Origin of the sequence: Paracoccus sp. FO-3, assembly GCF_006386455.1 — a bacterium.
Taxonomy (GTDB): Bacteria; Pseudomonadota; Alphaproteobacteria; order Rhodobacterales; family Rhodobacteraceae; genus Paracoccus; species Paracoccus versutus.
Window position 1 is genome coordinate 33,064 of the sequence record NZ_VCBQ01000015.1, and the last position, 14,728, is coordinate 47,791.

General features: G+C 69.6%; 13 protein-coding genes. 8 read left to right on the forward strand and 5 right to left on the reverse strand.

The features are described 5' to 3' along the window. Positions 1-108 precede the first annotated feature (108 nt). The 5 genes from FE811_RS06195 to FE811_RS06215 all read left to right on the forward strand — a co-directional run bounded on the left by FE811_RS06195 (position 109) and on the right by FE811_RS06215 (position 5,346). The gene (locus tag FE811_RS06195) at positions 109-1,293 is read left to right on the forward strand and encodes an ABC transporter substrate-binding protein (protein WP_036753941.1); all 1,185 of its coding nucleotides are present in this window, start codon (positions 109-111) and stop codon (positions 1,291-1,293) included. A gap of 104 nt (positions 1,294-1,397) precedes the next feature. Beyond that, the gene (locus FE811_RS06200; protein ID WP_036753939.1) at positions 1,398-2,276 is read left to right on the forward strand and encodes an ABC transporter ATP-binding protein; all 879 of its coding nucleotides are present in this window, start codon (positions 1,398-1,400) and stop codon (positions 2,274-2,276) included. Continuing rightward, on the forward strand, positions 2,276-2,986 hold the full coding sequence (locus tag FE811_RS06205) for an ABC transporter ATP-binding protein (protein WP_036753937.1): 711 nt from the start codon (positions 2,276-2,278) through the stop codon (positions 2,984-2,986). The genes FE811_RS06200 and FE811_RS06205 overlap by 1 nt, the downstream gene beginning before the upstream one ends. Before the next feature lie 2 nt (positions 2,987-2,988). Next, positions 2,989-3,990: a branched-chain amino acid ABC transporter permease gene (locus FE811_RS06210; protein WP_036753934.1), complete on the forward strand. Its 1,002-nt coding sequence runs from the start codon at positions 2,989-2,991 to the stop codon at positions 3,988-3,990. Between the two features lie 15 nt (positions 3,991-4,005). Beyond that, positions 4,006-5,346, forward strand: coding sequence for a branched-chain amino acid ABC transporter permease (locus tag FE811_RS06215; protein ID WP_072460703.1), 1,341 nt, complete (start codon positions 4,006-4,008; stop codon positions 5,344-5,346). Positions 5,347-5,427: 81 nt separating this feature from the next. Here the strand turns inward: FE811_RS06215 and purN are convergent, their stop codons facing one another. Both purN and purM read right to left on the reverse strand, forming a co-directional pair. Further along, positions 5,428-6,024 carry a phosphoribosylglycinamide formyltransferase gene (purN, locus tag FE811_RS06220; protein WP_036753929.1) on the reverse strand — a complete coding sequence of 199 codons (597 nt, stop codon included), beginning with the start codon at positions 6,022-6,024 and terminating at the stop codon, positions 5,428-5,430. Then, on the reverse strand, positions 6,021-7,070 hold the full coding sequence (gene purM / locus FE811_RS06225) for a phosphoribosylformylglycinamidine cyclo-ligase (protein WP_116221019.1): 1,050 nt from the start codon (positions 7,068-7,070) through the stop codon (positions 6,021-6,023). Before purM ends, purN begins: the two co-directional genes overlap by 4 nt. Before the next feature lie 210 nt (positions 7,071-7,280). Between purM and FE811_RS06230 the strand changes: the two genes are divergently transcribed. Next, a complete protein-coding gene (locus FE811_RS06230; protein WP_240540446.1) occupies positions 7,281-8,852 on the forward strand; it encodes an SARP family transcriptional regulator in 1,572 nt (523 codons plus the stop codon). 11 nt (positions 8,853-8,863) lie between these two features. Here the strand turns inward: FE811_RS06230 and FE811_RS06235 are convergent, their stop codons facing one another. The 3 genes from FE811_RS06235 to bhcR all read right to left on the reverse strand — a co-directional run bounded on the left by FE811_RS06235 (position 8,864) and on the right by bhcR (position 12,372). Further along, positions 8,864-9,580 (reverse strand): pentapeptide repeat-containing protein, encoded by a 717-nt coding sequence (locus FE811_RS06235; RefSeq protein WP_036753920.1) that lies wholly within the window; start codon positions 9,578-9,580, stop codon positions 8,864-8,866. Between the two features lie 88 nt (positions 9,581-9,668). Continuing rightward, positions 9,669-11,234, reverse strand: coding sequence for a DUF6345 domain-containing protein (locus FE811_RS06240; protein WP_181180830.1), 1,566 nt, complete (start codon positions 11,232-11,234; stop codon positions 9,669-9,671). Positions 11,235-11,532: 298 nt separating this feature from the next. Then, complete coding sequence (gene bhcR / locus FE811_RS06245) at positions 11,533-12,372, reverse strand: HTH-type transcriptional regulator BhcR (RefSeq protein ID WP_116221020.1); 840 nt, start codon at positions 12,370-12,372, stop codon at positions 11,533-11,535. A gap of 184 nt (positions 12,373-12,556) precedes the next feature. Between bhcR and bhcA the strand changes: the two genes are divergently transcribed. Then, a complete protein-coding gene (bhcA, locus tag FE811_RS06250) occupies positions 12,557-13,747 on the forward strand; it encodes an L-aspartate--glyoxylate aminotransferase BhcA (RefSeq protein ID WP_036753911.1) in 1,191 nt (396 codons plus the stop codon). After that, on the forward strand, positions 13,747-14,709 hold the full coding sequence (gene bhcB, locus FE811_RS06255) for a beta-hydroxyaspartate dehydratase BhcB (protein ID WP_116221695.1): 963 nt from the start codon (positions 13,747-13,749) through the stop codon (positions 14,707-14,709). Before bhcA ends, bhcB begins: the two co-directional genes overlap by 1 nt. Positions 14,710-14,728: the final 19 nt, after the last annotated feature.

The window sequence follows — 14,728 nt, forward strand, 5'->3', positions numbered from 1 at the left end:
GGCAAGTGCCCGATCGCGCGCCTTCCGCGGTCGCCAACACGCTTTTCTTTTCATTCGCGCGCTTATAACCTGTCAGACAGGACAATGTTCCACTCAGGGAGACGACTGATGAAAAAGCTTCTTCTGGCCAGCGCCGCCGGAGCCTTGCTTGCCGGTGCCGCCGGCGCCGAGGAAATCAAGATGGGCATTTCGCTGGGCCTGACCGGCCCCTTGGAATCGATCTCGCCGGCAATGCAGAAAGGCGCGGAACTGGCGATGAAGGAGGTCTCGGACAGCGGCAAGCTGCTGGACGGCTCGACCGTGACCCCGGTGGTCGCGGACAACACCTGCATCGACGCGGCCGCCTCGGTTGCCGCCGTCACCCGGCTGGTGACCGCCGAAGGCGTCAAGGGCGTCATGGGCGGCATGTGTTCGGGCGAAACCATCGCCTCGCTCGAACAGGTCGGCGTGCCGCAGGGCGTGGTGATGATCTCGCCCTCGGCGACCTCGCCCGCGCTTTCGACCATCGACGACAAGGGCTTCTTCTTCCGCACCTCGCCCTCGGACGCGCGCCAGGGCGAAGTCATGGCCGACATCGTGCTGGAACGCGGCATCAACAGCGTCGCGGTGACCTATACCAACAACGACTACGGCAAGGGCCTGGCCGACAGCTTCGCCGACGCCTACAAGGCCAAGGGCGGCACCGTCACCGTGGTTTCGGCCCATGACGACGGCAAGGCCGACTATTCGGCCGAGGTCGCGGCGCTTGCGGCCGCGGGCGGCGATGCGCTGGTCGTGGCGGGCTATGCCGACCAGGGCGGCTCGGGCGTCATCCAGGGCTCGCTCGACACCGGCGCCTTCGAGGTCTTCGTGCTGCCCGACGGCATGGTCAACAACGTGCTGGTCGAGAAGTTCGGCACCCAGCTGGAAAACTCGTTCGGCCAGAACCCCTCGGCCGAGGGCGAGGGGCATGACAAGTTCGACGCGCTCGCCAAGGAAGCCGGCTTCGACGGTACCTCGGCCTATGCCGGCGAATCCTACGACGCCGCCGCGCTGATGCTGCTGGCCATGCAGGCCGCCAAGTCCTCGGACCCCACGGTCTACAAGGACAAGGTGATGGAAGTCGCCAACGAGCCCGGCGAAAAGATCTATCCGGGCGAGCTGGCCAAGGGGCTGGAGCTGCTCGCGGCGGGCCAGGACATCGACTATGTCGGCGCCACCTCGGTCGAGCTGATCGAGCCGGGCGAAAGCGCCGGCGTCTATCGCGAGGTCGATTTCAAGGGCGGCAAGCTGAACGTCATAGGCTATCGCTAAGGCCCGCAGGTCGCGGAAAGGGTCCGGTCTCCGGGCCCTTTTCACAATCAAGAACAATCCCGTAAGGGAAATTCTTCATGCAACGCATGAAGCTGGGGAGCACTATGATCCAGGTCCACGACCTGCACAAGCATTTCGGAGGCTTCCGCGCCGTCGATGGTGCCAGCCTGACGATCGAGACGGGCTCGATCACCGGATTGATCGGCCCGAACGGCGCCGGGAAATCCACGCTTTTCAACGTCATCGCCGGCGTTCTGAAACCGACGGCCGGCCGCGTGACCATGGCCGGCGAGGACATCACCGGCCTGCCGCCGCACGAGCTGTTCCACAAGGGGCTGTTGCGCACCTTCCAGCTGGCGCACGAGTTTTCCTCGATGACGGTGCGCGAGAACCTGATGATGGTGCCCGGCGGGCAATGCGGCGAGACGCTGCTGAACACCTGGCTCCGCCGCGGCCGCATCCGCGAGGAGGAGCGCGCGCTTCGCAAGAAGGCCGACGAAGTGCTTGAGTTCCTGACCATTTCCCATGTCGCCGACGAAAAGGCCGGCAACCTGTCCGGCGGGCAGAAGAAGCTGCTGGAACTGGGCCGCACCATGATGGTGGATGCGAAGATCGTCTTTCTGGACGAGGTCGGCGCCGGGGTGAACCGCACGCTGCTGGGTACCATCGGCGATGCCATCGTGCGGCTGAACAAGGAGCGCGGCTATACCTTCTGCGTGATCGAGCATGACATGGATTTCATCGGCCGGCTTTGCGACCCGGTGATCGTCATGGCGGCGGGCAAGGTTCTGGCCCAGGGCTCTGCCGACAGCATCATGAAGAACGAGGCGGTGATCGAGGCCTATCTGGGCACCGGCCTGAAGAACAAGGTCGCGGCCGAGGTGGCCGAGGAAGCCGCCTTCGGCGAAAGCCACGGCGCCCAGCCCGGCCTGGGGGCCGAGGCCGGCCGCGGCGGCGACGGCAAGCCAGCGGGAGAGCTGTGATGGCAGAGCCCTATCTTTCCGCCACCGACATGCGCGGCGGCTATGGCAAGGCCGACATCCTGAACGGCTGCACCCTGACGGTCGAACGTGGCCAGATCGCCGTGATCGTCGGCCCGAACGGCGCCGGCAAGTCGACGGCGATGAAGGCCGTCTTCGGCATGCTGGCCCTGCGCGAGGGCAAGGTCGCGCTGGCCGGCGAGGACATCACCCGGCTGACCCCGCAGGAGCGGGTGCGCAAGGGCATGGGCTTCGTGCCGCAGACCCACAACATCTTCCCGACCATGACGGTCGAGGAAAACCTGGAGATGGGCGCCTTCATCCGCGAGGACGATTACCGCGACACCATGGCCCAGGTCTATGAGCTGTTCCCGGCGGTGGCCGACAAGCGCAGGCAGAACGCCGGCGAATTGTCGGGCGGCCAGCGCCAGCAGGTCGCCGTCGGCCGGGCGCTGATGACCCGGCCCAGCCTGCTGATGCTGGACGAGCCGACCGCTGGCGTCAGCCCCATCGTCATGGACGAGCTGTTCGACCGCATCATCGAGGTCGCCCGCACCGGCATCTCGATCCTGATGGTGGAACAGAACGCCCGCCAGGCGCTGGAGATCGCCGACATCGGCTATGTGCTGGTGCAGGGCGCCAACCGTTACACCGACAGCGGGCAGGCGTTGCTGGCCGATCCCGAGGTCCGCCGCACCTTCCTGGGGGGCTGAAGATGGACATGCTGAACGCCCTCGTGGCCATCCTGAACTTCGTGGTGATCCCCGCCGCCTCCTATGGCGCGCAGCTGGCGCTTGGGGCGCTGGGGGTGACGCTGATCTACGGCATCCTACGCTTTTCCAACTTCGCCCATGGCGACACCATGGCCTTCGGCGCCGCGCTGGTGATCCTGATCACCTGGGGGCTGCAGGCCATCGGCATCGGCCTGGGCCCGCTGCCCACGGCGCTGCTGGCCCTGCCCTTCGGCATCGCGCTGACCGCGGTCTTCATCCTGGGCACCGACCGCGTGGTCTATCGCTTCTATCGCAGCAAGCGCTCGGCCCCGATCATCCTGGTCATGGCCTCGGTCGGGGTCATGTTCATCATGAACGGGCTGACGCGGCTGATCATCGGCGTCGACGAGATCCGCTTCGACGACGGCGCGCGCTTCCTGGTCAGCGTGCAGCAGTTCCGCGCCTGGACCGGGCTGTCCGAGGGGCTGTCGCTGCGCGTCAGCCAGGCGCTGACGCTGGTGGTGACGGCGCTGGCCTGCTGGGCGCTGTTCCGCTTCCTGAACCGCTCGCGCGCCGGCAAGGCGATGCGGGCCTATTCCGACAACGAGGACCTGGCGCTGCTGTCGGGCATCGACCCCGAGCGGGTGGTGCGCCTGACCTGGCTGATCGCCACCGCGCTGGCGGTGACGGCGGGCACGCTTTACGGGCTGGACAAGTCCTTCAAGGTCTTCAACTATTTCCAGATCCTGCTGCCGATCTTTGCCGCCGCCATCGTCGGCGGCCTCGGCAATCCGCTGGGCGCGGTGGCGGGCGGCTTCATCGTCGCCTTCTCCGAGGTGGCCGTGACCTATCCCTGGCGCAAGATCGCGACCTACCTGGGATTCGAGCCCCAGGGGCTGCTGCAGCTTCTGTCCACCGAATACAAGTTCGCGGTCAGCTTCGTGATCCTGATCGTGGTCCTGCTGTTCCGGCCGACCGGCCTGTTCCGCGGCAAATCCGTCTGAGGAGGGCGTTTATCCATGTCGAATACACGTCAAGCCGAAGCGGTCAGCCCCTGGCGCGCGCCGGTGCTGTTCCTGATCCTGGCCGCGCTGTTCCTGGCCGAGGGCAGCTTTCGCAACGCGCTGTTCTCGGGCAGCTGGAACACGGCGCTGGCCATCCTGAACATGGGGCTGATCTCGGCCGTCATGGCCCTGGGCGTCAACATGCAATGGGGCTATGCCGGGCTGTTCAACGCCGGCGTCGTGGGCTTCCTGGCGCTTGGCGGGCTGGCGCCGGTGCTGGTCTCGACCGCGCCGGTGCAGGGCGCCTGGGCCGCCGGCGGGCCGCGGCTGATCCTGGCGCTTCTGGTTGGGCTCGGCACGCTGGTGCTGGCGGCGCAGGTTTGGCGGCGCATCTCCGGGGCCTGGCGCGTCCCGGCGCTGGTCGCGGTGCTGGTGGCGGGCTTCGTGGCCTATCGCTGGCTGTTCGATCCGGCGGTGATGGCGATCGAGGCGAACAATTCCGCCCGCGCCGGCAATATCGGCGGGCTGGGCTGGCCGGTGCTGCTGTCCTGGCCGGTGGGGGCGCTGTTTGCCGCCGCGGCCGCCTGGGGCGTCGGCAAGGTGGCGCTGGGGCTGCGCTCGGACTACCTGGCCATCGCCACGCTGGGCATCGGCGAGATCATCGTCGCGGTGATGCGCAACGAGGAATGGCTGTCGCGCGGGGTCAAGAACGTCTCGGGCATCCCGCGCCCGGTGCCCTATGAGCTGGACCTGCAGGGCAATGCCGATTTCGTGGCCCGCGCCGCCGAATGGGGGATGAGCCCGGCCGTCGCCTCGGGCGTCTGGGTCAAGCTGCTTTACGCGGGCCTGTTCGGGGCGGTGCTGCTGGCGCTGATCCTGCTGGCGGAACTGGCGCTGAAATCGCCCTGGGGCCGGATGATGCGCGCGATCCGCGACAACGAGACCGCCGCCGAGGCCATGGGCAAGGACGTGACCCGCCGGCATCTGCAGATCTTCGTCATCGGCAGCGCAGTGATCGGCCTGGCCGGCGCGATGATGGTCACGCTGGACGGGCTTTTGTCGCCCAACAGCTTCAATCCGCTGCGCTATACCTTCCTGATCTGGGTGATGGTGATCGTCGGCGGCTCGGGCAACAACTGGGGCGCGGCGCTGGGGGCGATCCTGGTCTGGTTCCTGTGGATCAAGGCCGAGGTCTGGGGCCCCGAGCTGATGCGGCTGGTCACCGGGCCGCTGCCCGCGGGCGCATTGCGCGACCACCTGCTGGGCAGCGCGCCGCATATGCGCTTCATCGCGCTGGGGGTGGTGCTGCTGCTGGTGCTGCGCTTTGCGCCACGGGGGCTGGTGCCGGAGAAGTGATGGGAGGACGTCACGGGGGCTTTGCCCCCGCACCCCCAGGGTATTTGGAAAACGGAGAAAGGTGCGGGTCTGCGCCTTTTCTCACGCTGCGGTGAGGGTGATCGGCGTCCGGTCGCCCTGGGCGAAGCGACGCAGCACCGCGGGGTAGAGCCGGTGTTCCTGGACCAGGACGCGGGCGGCCAGCGTCTCGGCCGTGTCGCCGGGCAGGACCGGCACCCGCGCCTGGCCGAGGATCGGGCCGGCGTCGAGTTCGGGCGTGACCAGGTGGACGGTGGCCCCGGCCTCGGCATCGCCGGCCTCGATGGCGCGGCCATGGGTGTGCAGGCCGGGATATTTCGGCAGGAGCGAGGGGTGGATGTTCAGCATCCGGCCCTGGAAGCGCTGCACGAAATCCGGGGTCAGGATGCGCATGAAGCCGGCCAGGCAGAGGATGTCCGGTTCCGCCGCCAGCAGCGGTTCCAGCAGCGCCGCCTCGAAACCGGCGCGGTCGCCGGGATAGGCGCGGTGGTCCACCGCGAAGCTCGGCACGCCCAGGGCCTGCGCCCTGGCCAGCCCCGCCGCCTGCGGGTCGTTCGAGCCGACGATCACCGGGCGGGCCGGGTGGCTGCCGGTCATCGATTCGACCAGCTGGACCATGTTCGAGCCGCCGCCCGAGATCAGGATGGCGACGCGTTTCACCGCAGCCGGCCGGAGTAGCGCACGCCCGCGCCGGGGCGGACATGGCCCAGGCGGACCACCGTTTCGCCCTGCGCCTTCAGCAGCGCCTCGAGTTCGGCGGCACGCTCGGCGGCCACGGCCAGGATCATGCCGATGCCGCAGTTGAAGGTCTTGAGCATCTCGGCATCAGCGATGTCGCCGGCCCCGGCCAGCCAGTCGAAGACCGGCGGCAGGCTGAAGCTGTCGAGGTCCACCTCGGCCCCGAGGCCCTGGGGCAGGACGCGCGGCAGGTTCTCGGTGATGCCGCCGCCGGTGATATGGGCCGCCGCATGCACGCCACCGGCGCGGATCGCCGCCAGAAGCGGGCGCACGTAGAGCCGCGTCGGCACCAGCAGCGCCTGGCCCAGCGTGCCCGCGGCAAAGGGCGCGGGCGCCGACCAGTCGAGCCCGGCGTGGTCGGCCACCCGGCGCACCAGCGAGAAGCCGTTGGAATGCACCCCGTCCGAGGCGAGGCCCAGCAGCACGTCGCCATCCGCGACGCCCGCCGGCAGGGCCGTGCCCCGCTCCATCGCGCCGACGGCGAAGCCCGCGAGGTCGAAATCGCCGCGCGCATACATGCCCGGCATCTCGGCCGTCTCGCCGCCGATCAGCGCGCAGCCGGACCGGCGGCAGCCCTCGGCGATGCCGTTGATGACCCGCGCCGCCTCATCGACCGACAGCTTGCCGGTGGCGAAATAATCCAGGAAGAACAGCGGCTCGGCACCCTGGCAGACCAGGTCGTTCACGCACATCGCCACCAGGTCGATGCCCAGCCCGTCAAGCTCGCCCGTGTCGATGCCGATGCGCAGCTTGGTGCCGACGCCGTCGGTCGCGGCCACCAGAACCGGGTCGTCATAGCCGGCCGCGCGCGGGTCGAAGAGCGCGCCGAAACCGCCCAGCCCTTCCATCACGCCGGGGCGGCGGGTGGCGGCGGCGGCGGGCTTGATCCGCTCGACCAGCGCATTGCCCGCGTCGATATCCACTCCGGCCTCGGCATAGGACAGGCCGCTCTTGCGCTGCTCGGTCATCTTCGGGATCCCCTTTGCTTTGACGCCCCGATAGCGCAGGCGGGCCGCGCAGGCAATGTGCCCGCTGCGACCGGGCGCGGATTTGGCCCCGGCGCCCCTGCCGCGATCCGGCGCGGCGGCTGTTGTCGGCCCCCGCCGCCGGGCATTAAGATCAATATGCGACCATAACGAAGCCATGCGGCGAATCAAATGCCTGCCACGCTGAGTCTGATGGGATCCGTGCGCCTGCGCGGCGCCGGCGGGGCGGATCTCACCCCCCGCAGCCAGAAGGCTCGTGGCGCGCTGGCATTGCTGGGCACGGCGCCGGACCTGCGGCTCAGCCGCGCCCGGCTGCAAGACCTGCTGTGGAGCGAGCGGGGCCGGCAGCGCGGTTCCGACAGCCTGCGGCAGATGCTGCGCGAGCTGCGCGCCGCGCTGGGTGCCGAAAAGGGCATCCTGCTGACCGGCGTGGGCTGGGTGGGGCTGGACGCCGAGCGGCTGCGCATCGACCTGACCCCGGTCTATGACGCCGGCGGCGCGCCGATCGAGTTCGCCGCCGACATCGACGTGCCCGACCCCGAGTTCGAGACCTGGTTGCGCGACATGCGCCTGCGGCTGACGCCGGATTGCGACGGTCCCAGCATCCTGCAACGGCCCCTGCCGCCCCCGCCCCTGCCCGAGCCCTGGTGCGCGGGCGAGCCCGCCCCCGGCGATTACGTCGTGGCCTTGCAGCCGGTCGAAAGCAACGACGCCCGCGCCCATGTCATCGGCGAGATGATCCTGAACGAGGCCGCCGCCCGCGCCTGCGAGATGATCCCGGCGGTGCTGGCCGACCGGCACTCGGCCGGGGCGCCGCAGGCCGGCATCCAGATCGGCGCCATCTGCTATGCGGCGGGGACCGACTGCTCGCTGATGGTGGTGATGCGCGACCTGGCCACCGGCGCGCGCGGCTGGACGCGGCGCTTCACCATCCGCGCCGCCGACGAGACCGCGACCATGCGCCATGCGGTGGCGCAGATCGCGGTGGCGCTGCTTGACCGGGCGCGGCGGACCGCGCCGCCGGCGCAGGGGCTGACCTTCCCGGTCTGGGACGTGTTCAGCTATTCCCGCGACCGGCTGGAATCGGCCGACCGCATCCTTGCCGCGATGCCGCGGGAACGGCAGAGCGGCGTGGCGCTGGCGCTGCGCTCCTATCTGCGCAACACGCTGATCAGCGAGCGGCTGACCGAGGATCCGGCGCGCTGCTCGGACGAGGCCGAGGCCTTTGCGCGGCAGGCGCGCGACCTGGCGCCCGCCAACCCCTCGGTGCTGGCGGTGGCCTCGCTTTCCGCCTCGTGGCGGCGGGATGCGGTAGGGGCGCTGGAGCTGGCGCAGGCCGCCTGCCGCAACGATCCCGACAACGAGCTGGCCTGCCATGCGCTGTCCCAGGCGCTGACCGATGTCGGCCGCGACCTCGAGGCGCTGGAGGCGACCGAGCGCGGCGCCCGCGGCGCCCTGGCCGAGCTGGGCCCGGCCTCGTGGCTGATGCGCCGCGCCGTGGTGCAGCTGCGGCTGGGCCGGCTGGGCGATGCCGAGAACTCGGCCGCGGCCGCCTTTGCCTTCGCCCCGGACAACCGGCCCTCGCTGCGTTTCCTGGCGGCGCTGCGCTATCATCGCGGCGACGTGGCCGGCGCCGCCGACGCCCTGCGCCACCTGCGCCGGATCGAGCCGGATTTCTCGCTCGAGCTGATGGCCGAACCGGATTATCCGGTCGCGCCGCTGCGCATGGCCCGGCTGATGGGGATCACCCGCTCGGGGCTTTGAGGCCGCCGCGGTCAGGGCGAGACCAGCACCTCCAGCACGATGGGCGCCCCGCCCCGGCCCGGCTCCAGCACCAGCCGGGCGCGGCCGGGGGCGACGGCGACAAAGGCCAGGACAAGGGGCGGGCCGGCATCCAGCCGGGGCAGTTCGGGGCCGGCAAGGATCGGTGCGCCCTGCAGCCGGGCCAGGCGGGGGTCGCGGGCCGCGGCCTCGGACAGGCTGTTCAGATGCACCTCCAGCCGGTCGCCGCAGCGCAGGGCCACGGGGCCCGAGATGTGGTCCTCGTGCAGCACGCAGGTCATGGGCCGGTGCCGCGGCGGATAGCGCAGCGGCGGCGCGCCCGTCGCCATCGCCCGCTGCATGCTGTCGAGCCAGGCGCCGCGCAGCCGCGCGGCCGTCAGGTCCGCCCGGTCCAGCCGCGCGCCGGTCAGGTCGGCGCGCTCCAGCACCGCACCGCGCAGGTCGGCATCGGACAGGTCCGCCAGCCCCAGGCTGGCCCGCGACAGGTTGGCGTTGCGAAACCGCGCCCGCGGCGCGCGGGCCGACCACAGGCTTGCATCCGACAGCTGCGCGTCGGTCAGGTCGGCCTCGGTCAGGTCGGCATAGGACAGGTCGGCACCCACCAGCGTCATGCCCGACAGGTCCAGCCCGGCCAGGTCGGACCCGGCCAGGTGCAGACGGCCCATCGTCGCGATGCGCCGGACGATCTCGGCGCGGGTGTATTCCGCCATGCTCCCTCTCTCGGACAGTCCTCGCCAAGAGTGTGCGGCCAGTCAAGTGCCCGGAGGCGGCTGCCTCCGCCTCCGGGCTACCGGATCGTCAGTCACCCAGGTCAGACTGGATCCAGTAACGCTTGCGAAAGCCGCGCACGCATTCGATCTCGATGCCCTGGCGGGCGACGAGACGGGCGGTGTTGCTGCGGATTCCGTATCCTATTTCCGTGGTGCCCGGCAGGGTGCGCAGGCTCAGCGGCGCCGCGCCGCGCGCGGCCAGGTCGCGCATCAGCCGCGCCGAATGCTGCGCCAGGATGCGGGTGATCGACTGCGGCTCGGGCTCGGGCAGGCCCTCGGGCCGCACGGGCGGCGGCGGGTCGTCGGGCAGGCCGTGGCGATGGGCGCGCACCGGCATCCGCTCGGCCACCCGGCGCAGGGTCGATTCGATGCGCAGCACGGTGCCGTCCGGCCGCATCGCCAGCCGCAGCGTCCCGGCATCCGGGGTCAGCACCGGGATGCCGTCGATCGCCTGGCGGAATTGCACGATGATCTCGTCCAGGCTTTCCGCCGGGGGCTCGTCCAGCCGGCGCAGGCTGGCCGTCGCCGAAAGCGCCAGCGAGACGCGGTCGAAGACCAGCTCGATCCCCGCCGGCAGAAAGCCGTATGACCGCAGCACGGACCGGGCGCGGCTGACCAGGGCGCGGCGTGGCGGCATCTCGCGCAGGCCGCGACCCGGCGCGGCGGGCTCCAGCTCCAGCAGGATGTGCCCGTCCGGCCGGCGCTGAAAGCGCAGCGCCCCCTGGCCCACCGAAAGCGCGCCCTGCGCATCGAGGGCGGCCAGCGCCGGGTCCAGCCCCAGCCGCGACAGCACCGAGCGGGCCAGGGCGCGATCCTCGGACACCGGGACCAGCCGCACGGCGCCGAACTCGGCCGGGGGCTCGGTCAGCGCCGCCTCGCGCTGGTAAAGCGCCTGGGGCGCGTGCCAGCGCCAGGCCCAGCATTGCGCCGCGACGCGCTGCGCCGCAAAGCGCCGCTCGCCGAACAGCATGGCCAGCGCCGCATCGCGGTCGGGCGCGCAGGCGCAGGCGACCGGGCTTTGGTCGGGGGCCACGTCCCAGGCCCCGTCCAGCCAGGCCTGGGCAAAGGGCTTGCCCATCTGCCAGTGGCGCCAGAAATTCGCGCCATAGCGGCCGGAATCCCAGCAGATCGAATCGAAGCCGAACAGCATCCGCAGCCCGGCATTGGCCCGCGCCCAACTGTAAAGCGGGCTGAAGCCTCGCCCGACGCGCAGCGACTGGCTGGTGGACCAGAACAGATAGCGCAGGCCGTCGGTGCCAAGCCGCATCCGTTCGGCGGTCAGGCAGGCGTCCGTCCCGGTCCAGAGCGCCCCCATCGGCAGGTGGAACACCCCGTCGTCGCCCATCCGGCCATGGCCGGCGTGATAGAACACCCGCACCGAATCCATGTCCCGGCCCGGCGCATGTTCCATCGCCTGCCGGTCGTAGATCCAGGACTTCACCGCCGCGTCCCGGCGCCAGAAATCCGGCGTGGCGAAGCGGTCCACCGCATCCAGAAACCCGCCCGCATCGCGATGGGCGGCATGCAGCGCACCGGCGGCGCGATAGGTCTCGACGCTGCAGGCGCCGTAAAGCCGGCTGGCGGGGCCGGGCATGTCCGCGGCTTCCGCAGGATCCGCCGCCGCCTCCGTTTCCCAACCCGGCCGGGGGTGCAATTGCTGCATCCCATCGAATCCGGGACCGGATCGGGAAACGAAATCTTCCATGCCGAAGCTCCTTGCAGGACACGCGCCGGATCCTTCGGACCCGGCAGGCGGACGCGGTCACAGGTTGCGTCGAAGCTAGGCCGGGCGGCGTGAACTGAACGTGAATCGACGCTTAATGCACAAATGGCCGGGAAATCCCCGCATCCGCCCGGAAAGCAAAGGTCCGGTCCGGGCGCAATTAGACGAATCAGCGCCCCTCGCCCACCCCCGCATGCGGCGCCATGCCCAGGGAAAGCTCGCGCGCGGCCTCGATCACCGCCTCGGACATGGCCTCGAGCCGCGCGTCCGACATGCGCAGGCTCGGCCCCGAGACCGAGATCCCCGCCGCCGCCTCGCCGGCCAAGTCGAAGATCGGCGCGGCGATGCAACGCATGCCGGGCGTGCGCTCTTCGTTGTCCAGGGCATAGCCGCGGGCGCGGATGCGGGCCAGATCGTCCAGGAGCGCCTGGGGGTCGGTCAGCGTCATCTCGGTGAACCGCTCCAGCCGCATCTCGCGGATCATCCGCTTCAGGTCCGCCGGCCGGGCATGGGCCAGAAGCGCCTTGCCGATCCCCGAGGCATGCAGCGCCGAGCGCGTGCCGGGCGGAAAGAAGGCGCGGATCGTCTCATGCGTCTCGGCCTGGCTCAGGAACAGCACGGCATCGCCGTTCAGGATGCCCAGGTTCGCCGTCTCGCCCGTCACCTCCATCAGCCGGCGCAGCAGCGGCCGCGCCCGCTCGACCAGGCCCGAGCGGCGCATGAAGGCCGAGCCGTGGCGAAAGGCCGTCGGCCCGACATGCCAGGCCTGGGTCTGGCTGTCGCTTTCCGCCACGCCGCGCGCCGCCAGCGTCACCAGCACCCGATGCACGGTCGAGGGCGCCATCTCCAGGCGCTGCGCGATCTCGGTCAGCGTCAGCCCGCTGGAGACCGCGATCAGGTCGAGGATGTCGAGCGCCCGGTCCAGCGCCCGGATGCCGCCCGAATCCTCGGCGCCCAGGCCGCCGGCGCGGCCCCTGGGACGGCCCCTTTTGCGGATCTGAACCGACATTCAATTTTTCCTTTCGACAACTTTTTCATTTTCTTGAAAATCACGGCTTGGCTTTGGAAAAGACCAACCGGCTGATTCCACGTCACTTTAGGCCATTTTTCCGCGATTGCGAAATATTTTTCAGAAAAATTGCATCAATGGACAGCAAAACGTAGCTTGGTCCACAAGCGCAGGAGGAATTGCCATGACCAGTCAGAACCCGATCTTCATCCCCGGCCCCACCAACATCCCCGAGGAGATGCGCAAGGCCGTGGACATGCCCACCATCGACCACCGCTCGCCGGTGTTCGGCCGGATGCTGCATCCGGCGCTGGAGGGGGTGAAGAAAGTCCTCAAGACCACGCAGGCGCAGGTGTTCCTGTTCCCCTCGACCGGCACCGGCGGCTGGGAAACCGCGATCACCAACACGCTGTCGCCCGGCGACAAGGTGCTGGCGGCCCGCAACGGCATGTTCAGCCACCGCTGGATCGACATGTGCCAGCGCCACGGGCTGGACGTGACCTTCGTCGAGACCCCCTGGGGCGAGGGCATCCCCGCCGACCGTTTCGAAGAGATCCTGGCCGCCGACAAGGGCCACGAGATCCGCGTCGTGCTGGCCACGCATAACGAGACCGCGACCGGGGTGAAATCCGACATCGCCGCCGTCCGCCGCGCGCTGGACGCCGCCAAGCACCCGGCCATGCTGTTCGTCGACGGCGTTTCCTCGATCGGCTCGATGGATTTCCGCATGGACGAATGGGGCGTCGACATCGCCGTCACCGGCTCGCAAAAAGGCTTCATGCTGCCGCCGGGGCTGGCCATCGTCGGCTTCTCGCCCAAGGCCATGGCGGCGGTCGAAAGCGCGCGCCTGCCGCGCACCTTCTTCGACATCCGCGACATGGCGACCGGCTATGCCCGCAACGGCTATCCCTACACGCCGCCGGTCGGCCTGATCAACGGGCTGAACGCCAGCTGCGAGCGCATCCTGGCCGAGGGGCTGGAGAACGTCTTTGCCCGCCACCACCGCATCGCCGGCGGCGTGCGCGCCGCGGTCGAGGCCTGGGGGCTGAAGCTCTGCGCCGCCCGCCCCGAGCTTTATTCCGACAGCGTCAGCGCCATCCGCGTCCCCGAGGGCTTCGACGCCAACCTGATCGTCAGCCATGCGCTGGAGACCTATGACATGGCCTTCGGCACCGGCCTGGGCCAGGTCGCCGGCAAGGTGTTCCGCATCGGCCACCTGGGCAGCCTGACCGACGCCATGGCGCTGTCCGGCATCGCCACGGCCGAGATGGTGATGGCCGACCTCGGCCTGCCGATCAAGCTGGGCTCGGGCGTCGCTGCCGCGCAGGAACATTACCGCCAGACCACCGCCGCCGCGCAGAAGAAAGCCGCGTGATGAAGGACAGCGAGATGTATATCCCGACCTACGAGGACATGCTGGCCGCGCATGAGCGGATCAAGCCGCATATCCGCCGCACGCCGATCCGCACGTCGGACTATCTGAACGAGCTTGCCGGCGCGCAGCTGTTCTTCAAATGCGAAAACTTCCAGGAGCCGGGGGCCTTCAAGGTCCGCGGCGCCACCAATGCGGTCTTTGGCCTTGACGAGGCGCAGGCGGCCAGGGGCGTCGCCACGCATAGCTCGGGCAACCATGCCTCGTGCCTGAGCTACGCCGCGATGCTGCGGGGCATCCCCTGCAACGTGGTCATGCCGCGCACCGCGCCGCAGGCCAAGAAGGACACGGTGCGCCGCTATGGCGGCAAGATCACCGAATGCGAGCCCTCGACCTCGTCGCGGGAAGAGACCTTCGCCAAGGTGCAGGCCGAGACCGGCGGCGATTTCGTCCACCCCTATAACGACCCGCGGGTGATCGCGGGCCAGGGCACCTGCGCCAAGGAGCTCATGGAGCAGACCGACGGGCTCGACGCCCTGGTGGCCCCCATCGGCGGCGGCGGCATGATCTCGGGCACCTGCCTGACGCTGTCGACGCTGGCGCCCGAGGTGAAGGTGATCGCGGCCGAGCCCGAGCAGGCCGACGACGCCTATCGCAGCTTCAAGGCCGGCTACATCATCGCCGACGACGCGCCCAAGACCGTCGCCGACGGCCTGCTGGTGCCGCTCAAGGATCTGACCTGGCATTTCGTCAAGAACCACGTCCACGAGATCTATACCGCCTCGGACGCCGAGATCGTGGACGCGATGAAGCTGATCTGGAAGCACCTGCGCATCGTGATGGAGCCCTCCAGCGCCGTGCCGCTGGCCACCATCCTGAAGAACCCGGATGCCTTTGCCGGCAAGCGCGTCGGCGTCATTGTCACCGGCGGCAATGTCGATCTCGACAAGCTGCCCTGGAACTGAACCCGAATTGAGGAGAGCC

Bases quoted from the DNA above. Each gene is read 5' to 3' on its own strand.
- FE811_RS06195 (WP_036753941.1), top strand. From the start codon at position 109: ATGAAAAAGCTTCTTCTGGCCAGCGCCGCCGGAGCCTTGCTTGCCGGT.
- FE811_RS06200 (WP_036753939.1), top strand. From the start codon at position 1,398: ATGATCCAGGTCCACGACCTGCACAAGCATTTCGGAGGCTTCCGCGCC.
- FE811_RS06205 (WP_036753937.1), top strand. From the start codon at position 2,276: ATGGCAGAGCCCTATCTTTCCGCCACCGACATGCGCGGCGGCTATGGC.
- FE811_RS06210 (WP_036753934.1), top strand. From the start codon at position 2,989: ATGGACATGCTGAACGCCCTCGTGGCCATCCTGAACTTCGTGGTGATC.
- FE811_RS06215 (WP_072460703.1), top strand. From the start codon at position 4,006: ATGTCGAATACACGTCAAGCCGAAGCGGTCAGCCCCTGGCGCGCGCCG.
- purM (WP_116221019.1), bottom strand. From the start codon at position 7,070: ATGACCGAGCAGCGCAAGAGCGGCCTGTCCTATGCCGAGGCCGGAGTG.
- FE811_RS06230 (WP_240540446.1), top strand. From the start codon at position 7,281: ATGGGATCCGTGCGCCTGCGCGGCGCCGGCGGGGCGGATCTCACCCCC.
- FE811_RS06235 (WP_036753920.1), bottom strand. From the start codon at position 9,580: ATGGCGGAATACACCCGCGCCGAGATCGTCCGGCGCATCGCGACGATG.
- FE811_RS06240 (WP_181180830.1), bottom strand. From the start codon at position 11,234: ATGCCCGGCCCCGCCAGCCGGCTTTACGGCGCCTGCAGCGTCGAGACC.
- bhcR (WP_116221020.1), bottom strand. From the start codon at position 12,372: ATGTCGGTTCAGATCCGCAAAAGGGGCCGTCCCAGGGGCCGCGCCGGC.
- bhcA (WP_036753911.1), top strand. From the start codon at position 12,557: ATGACCAGTCAGAACCCGATCTTCATCCCCGGCCCCACCAACATCCCC.
- bhcB (WP_116221695.1), top strand. From the start codon at position 13,747: ATGAAGGACAGCGAGATGTATATCCCGACCTACGAGGACATGCTGGCC.